The sequence below is a fragment of the Lysinibacillus sp. TE18511 genome (genome assembly GCF_054062295.1).
Window position 1 is genome coordinate 1 of sequence record NZ_JBSSFD010000084.1, and the last position, 5113, is coordinate 5113.

The following is a 5113-nucleotide window of genomic DNA, read 5'->3' on the forward strand; positions in this document are numbered from 1 at the left end:
TGTGCAAAATAGCCATCTATCCGAAAAAAATAGGATAGATGGCCATTCGTCGTGCGTACCGAGAAGGTGCGCTTTTTTTATATTTCGGGCTTACTTTTGTTTCACTCGATATCGCGTGCACTCAATATTCATTGTACTTTGTTCCTTTCTTTTTATAATCCACATTCATTCTGTTATATTTTGCTTTAATTAAAATTCCGTACTCCATCCTTCAGTTTCATTATCATACAAAAAATTTACATATGCATGTTCAACATTCAATTCATGCTGTAAATAATCAATAAAAGATTGAAACATTTCTTCGTTTACTTCTTCTTTTCCGTTATTTAACCTAATATTAAGCGTAGGTGTACCTCTTGTATGATAGGTAGGCGTAAATGAAATACTTTCCGGTTCCCCAAATGTTTTAGTTATATAACTATGAACTTTTGGTCTTAATTGTTCTATAAATTTTGCTTCTTCTTGAATTGTTACATCGTCTTCTATTTGTTTCGTATTTTTATTTTCATAAACCTGGAACGTTTTTTGTGTTTCTGTATTTAAAATCATTGCAGCATATTCAAAATCAGGGTATTGATCATCACTATCATAAAGGACATGAGAGATTTCGTATTTCATAGTTGGATATTTCTCTTGTATATATTGTTCTGCTTGTGAAATTACCTTTTCCTCCTCTTTTTCATCTGGTATCAACGATGCCTTATAATTAAATAATGAAAAGACAGTCCCGAATATTAGTAATATCACTATTCCTCCAATTGAAAAAATGAATATGCTCCAACCTCTTAGCCATTTATTCATCGTATCACCTCCTAATTTATTTGCATAATGAGGTTTATTAGAACTTAGGAATATTATTGTATCCTTCAATGATATCTCCAAATCCTTGATTGATGAGAGAATTCGCTACCGGTCGAAGAATTTCCTGTTTGCTTTCCACAAGATATTGTGCCTTCGAACGAATGAGACGATCAAATATTTCACTTCGTTTTTCTCCAACTGCCTCCCATGATTGTTGAGACTTCAGTAAATCTTCTAATGTCAAGAGAGGATAATCAGTTCCTTCAAAAGTGAAATCACCATTTACTTGATACCACACATCCCCATTCTCTCGTAACCATTTTTCTCCGATGTTTTCAACGCCCCGTCTCATATTTCTGGCTACGTCTAAATAGGATTCTTCTTTTGTTTGTTGATAGGTTTCTAGTAAGAAATTCATTTCTCCTAAAGCGTGATTTAAGGATACATGTGTCTTCTTTATCTGCAGAGGGGAATAATAATCGGTCACAAGGTAACCACCTTTGGGAACTTCAATTATGTTTCCATTTTTCGCCTGATTGACCAAGAAATCCGCATAGATGATGGTTGAGTTTTTGAGTTCTTTGATGTCAAGCATGTCCCCAGTTTCTTTTAGGAATAACGCGATTTTTTCGTTATGCCTAGTATCGATATAGGGAGCATTGATTCCGTAATCCTTTTTCAACCACGTACTCGTATATTCCGTTTCCCATAACCCTTTTTTATCTTCTTGAAAAATAAATAAGTTAGCAACAGAATTTAATAGCAAATCGTAGAAGTATCGCTCCTGTGTAGTTTCATAGTAATTTAATGCTTTTCTATCTTGGACCCTCACTAGGTTTCTCCCATATCCTAACTTTGTTTCAGGTTCGATCGACCATGGGAGTTTTGTATAAGGCCCTTCGGCTGTATACCATTTGTTAGTTTCTTTGTAATATTTGGTACTTTGACTTATCCATTCATCGAGAGCTTTGTCTTTTTTAAACAGAGGCTCTTGTGAAACTAACATCCAGTTTTCAGATAAATCATTTCCCACTGAGTGAAGTGGAAGAGTTACAGTAAGACCTTTATTATCTTTAATTAATTCCAAGGACTTATTTTCACTCGTCAATTCCCGGACCACACTCTTGTCTCCGTTTTCATACTTTTTAATCAGTTCTTTCGTTACGTAGTTTCGGCTTATCATCATATTAGTAACTAGGTTTTCGTTTTCCTTTATTTTTAACAGACCGATAGGATAAGTGGTTGGATCTACGCCAGATACATTATCGTGCTCATGTTGAATTTCATGTCGTTCGAAATCTATCAAATCATACCGTACATTTCCGCTGATAGGGTATGAGATTGTAGCACTACACCCTTTACTGCTTTTGTTTTGTAATTGAGTGAAAATGAAAAAATCCCCATTATCGATTTCTCGAACAGTAACCTTGATGGAGCCCATGTTTTCTCCATCTTCAAATAAATTATAGACCGTTGTTTGATCCATTGAACGAATATACGTTTTATACGAACTTGTTGTTTTTTGCAGTAGTAAACCATTGGCTTCCAAATGTAATTGTGTGGAATTCGGTAATGCTAGAGAAACCCTCTCGCTAGGTTCATCTATTTTATACTCATCGTCACCTGTTCTGTTTAATGAAAATGAATTCAAGATCATTATCACTAACATGGAGCATAAAATTTTGCACCAGATTTTTCTTTTAAGCAAATTGGCCCCCCGATGTAACTATTCTTTTATATAAAATTTCCCAAAATTATACCAGTATTACATGAGAAAAACAATATATGAACGTTTTCTCTACCTGGGTTTTTTATCGGACAGTGGGAGGTTTGTTTAGTGTTCGATCTCTAGGGGGGCAATTTATGAATTATTTGTAGCTATTGTTCCTATATCTTTTTCGATCAATTATTCCCATTAATTGTCCTCAATGATAATTATTCATCCTTGTCCGTGAAAAATTGGAATTCATAATCTTGTATCGTATGTGTTTGTTGTTCATTTTGAATGAATTTCACCGCATTTAAGCCAATCATTTGAGCAGCAAGGGTTGTATTTCCATCAGGTAAAATAGGTGAAACTGAAAGATCTGCTACTTTTAAATTTTTTGTCCCAAATACATTTAAGAACCCATCAACAACGCCCTCTTGAATCGATTTTGCCATCTTACATTGCCCGCCATAATGTTCAAAACTGATATAGGAGGCTTTCGCAAAATTAGCCAGTTGACTTCGTTTTTCGTTTTCATCTGTTAACTTAAAAATCGCCTCATTAGGATACACCGTACGATAAATACCTGCTGGATCTAACTGTTTAGCTTTTTGCACAATATTATAAACTTCAATATAATGATCGATGATAAAATTAAGGTCATCGTCATTATCTAATGGGTTAAATTGAAGTGTTGGTGTCGCCTCAGGATCACTATGAGCAATGACAATTTCGCCTCGATTTTTTGGGTTTAAATTGACAAGGCCAAAACTCATTACGTTACTTAGATTATTGATGTTGAATCCCCAATTATTAATAAGTACATCTTGGTTTGGTACAAAAAGCGGCGCTGGAACACCTATTAATTGAATATTACGTCCAGGTCCATTTACTTTTTTAAAGGCGCCCAATGCAATGGGTTCATTCGGATCTGCAAACAATATCGGTAACAGTCGGTCTGTTCGAACTTCTACTCCCATCCCAACTGCGTGATGTGCCTGAAGATTGTGCCCAACATGTTCATTTTCAATGAGGACTGGTACACCTACAGCTGCTAAATCCTCTAGCTTGCCAATCCCTGAGCGTTGTAAAATAGTAGGAGAGAAAACACCTGCTGCCACAATAATACCTTTTCTTGCAAAAGCCTTTTGACAATTACCATTTCGTACAAAATCTACTCCATATGCAACATAATCTTCACCTTTTTTCTGAAGAAGGATTTTATTTACCGTTGTTTTTGTTAAAATCATTAATTTCCTTCCATCTACACCAAACTCATCTGAGTCAATTTGATCGCCCTGTGTAACAATCGTTTCGTTTAAATAACCTGTAGCGGTAGAGGAACGAACAAATCCCCCGTCTACTTCTTGTTGTAAAAATTGAGATTTTAAAAATGTACAATCTCTTATCCCAGTATTATAGTCTCTAGCAATCGGAATGTTTAACACATCAGAAGTTGCCTGCGTGAGTGTGTTTATTAGTCCTCTTGCAGGCGTAATTTGTTGTCGGATAAAAATAGGTCCGTCTGTTCCCCGCTGATTTGGATTTTGTGAAGTTCCTGTATACGTTTCATTTTCTATGAATAGTGGGGCAATATTTTGATAGCTCCACTGATTTCCTACTAATTTTCCCCATTCATTATATAACTCTCTACTGCCTCGCACGGCATACATCGCATTATGCGATGAACTGCCACCGATTGCTCTACCACCTGCTAATCGTAATTGACGACCAAGTGCTTGCTCTGTTTTCGACAAAATATTATACGAAAACTTATTATCATTCGCTAAATTCAGTGCGACTTCTATCGAGGGACTACTAAGTTGCTTCGTTAAATTTGTACCTGGTTCGAGTGCTAATACACTTGTACTCTTATCGTCAGTAAGTTTTTTTGCAATAACTCCACCTGCAGTGCCTGCTCCGATAATAATATAATCAAAAATATGATTTTTACACATTCTGTTCTCCCTTTCTTATGAATTTAGAATCTTTCTATCATATGTTTGAATATTTATACTTGTACGGGGCATTGAATAAAATGCTATTAAAGTTTTCCGTTTTCGTATAGCGTGCAAGGGATTCTTAAAAGAAATAGCTCACAAACAGCAACGCGTAGCTACCATTTACAAAATAAGCGAAAACAAGCGCACACCTGTCATACAGTGTACGCTTGTTTTATGCTTAATATAGTTTCTATAGGTGTTGGCATAGGTGCCAAGCGAATTGTCCAGCTCCTTATCGCTATTAATTAAAAATCATAACCATATAAAAACACGTTAAGTTTTTCCTTTGTTGAATCAAATTGAATTTCTTTTTCACCTATACGATCGAAGTTTTGACTGTCATAATATCCATAGTTACATCTATTATCTGTATATAAATATAAAGATTTCACATCCATACTTTGCGTATAATTAAACAAATCATTCATTAGAGCCTTTCCAACCCCAAGACCTCTAGATTCCCCCGATACAATAAATAATTCTATACAACCTTGAAAATCATCTTCTGGATAGGCTACACTAAGTTGGACAGATAAAATAAGGGGTTGTAAACTTAGACTATTAAAAAAAGGAGCGTGCTACTATGACACGTCAACGTCGA

The 5113-nt window shown here is 35.3% G+C and carries 3 protein-coding genes and 1 pseudogene; all 4 read right to left on the reverse strand.

Annotated elements, in window-relative coordinates:
• Nucleotides 1-189 precede the first annotated feature (189 nt).
• Nucleotides 190-801: a hypothetical protein gene (locus ACVWXS_RS25700; RefSeq protein WP_456960657.1), complete on the reverse strand. Its 612-nt coding sequence runs from the start codon at nt 799-801 to the stop codon at nt 190-192.
• A gap of 37 nt (nt 802-838) precedes the next feature.
• On the reverse strand, nt 839-2509 hold the full coding sequence (locus ACVWXS_RS25705; protein ID WP_456960658.1) for an S-layer homology domain-containing protein: 1671 nt from the start codon (nt 2507-2509) through the stop codon (nt 839-841).
• Nucleotides 2510-2736: 227 nt separating this feature from the next.
• Nucleotides 2737-4467: a GMC family oxidoreductase gene (locus ACVWXS_RS25710; protein ID WP_456960659.1), complete on the reverse strand. Its 1731-nt coding sequence runs from the start codon at nt 4465-4467 to the stop codon at nt 2737-2739.
• A gap of 290 nt (nt 4468-4757) precedes the next feature.
• A pseudogene (locus tag ACVWXS_RS25715) lies at nt 4758-5018 on the reverse strand (GNAT family N-acetyltransferase); the annotation flags it as partial.
• Nucleotides 5019-5113 lie beyond the last annotated feature (95 nt).

What these genes read in the sequence shown, in the direction of transcription:
- ACVWXS_RS25710 (WP_456960659.1), bottom strand. Translation starts at nt 4,467, where the DNA reads ATGTGTAAAAATCATATTTTTGATTATATTATTATCGGAGCAGGCACT.
- ACVWXS_RS25700 (WP_456960657.1), bottom strand. Translation starts at nt 801, where the DNA reads ATGAATAAATGGCTAAGAGGTTGGAGCATATTCATTTTTTCAATTGGA.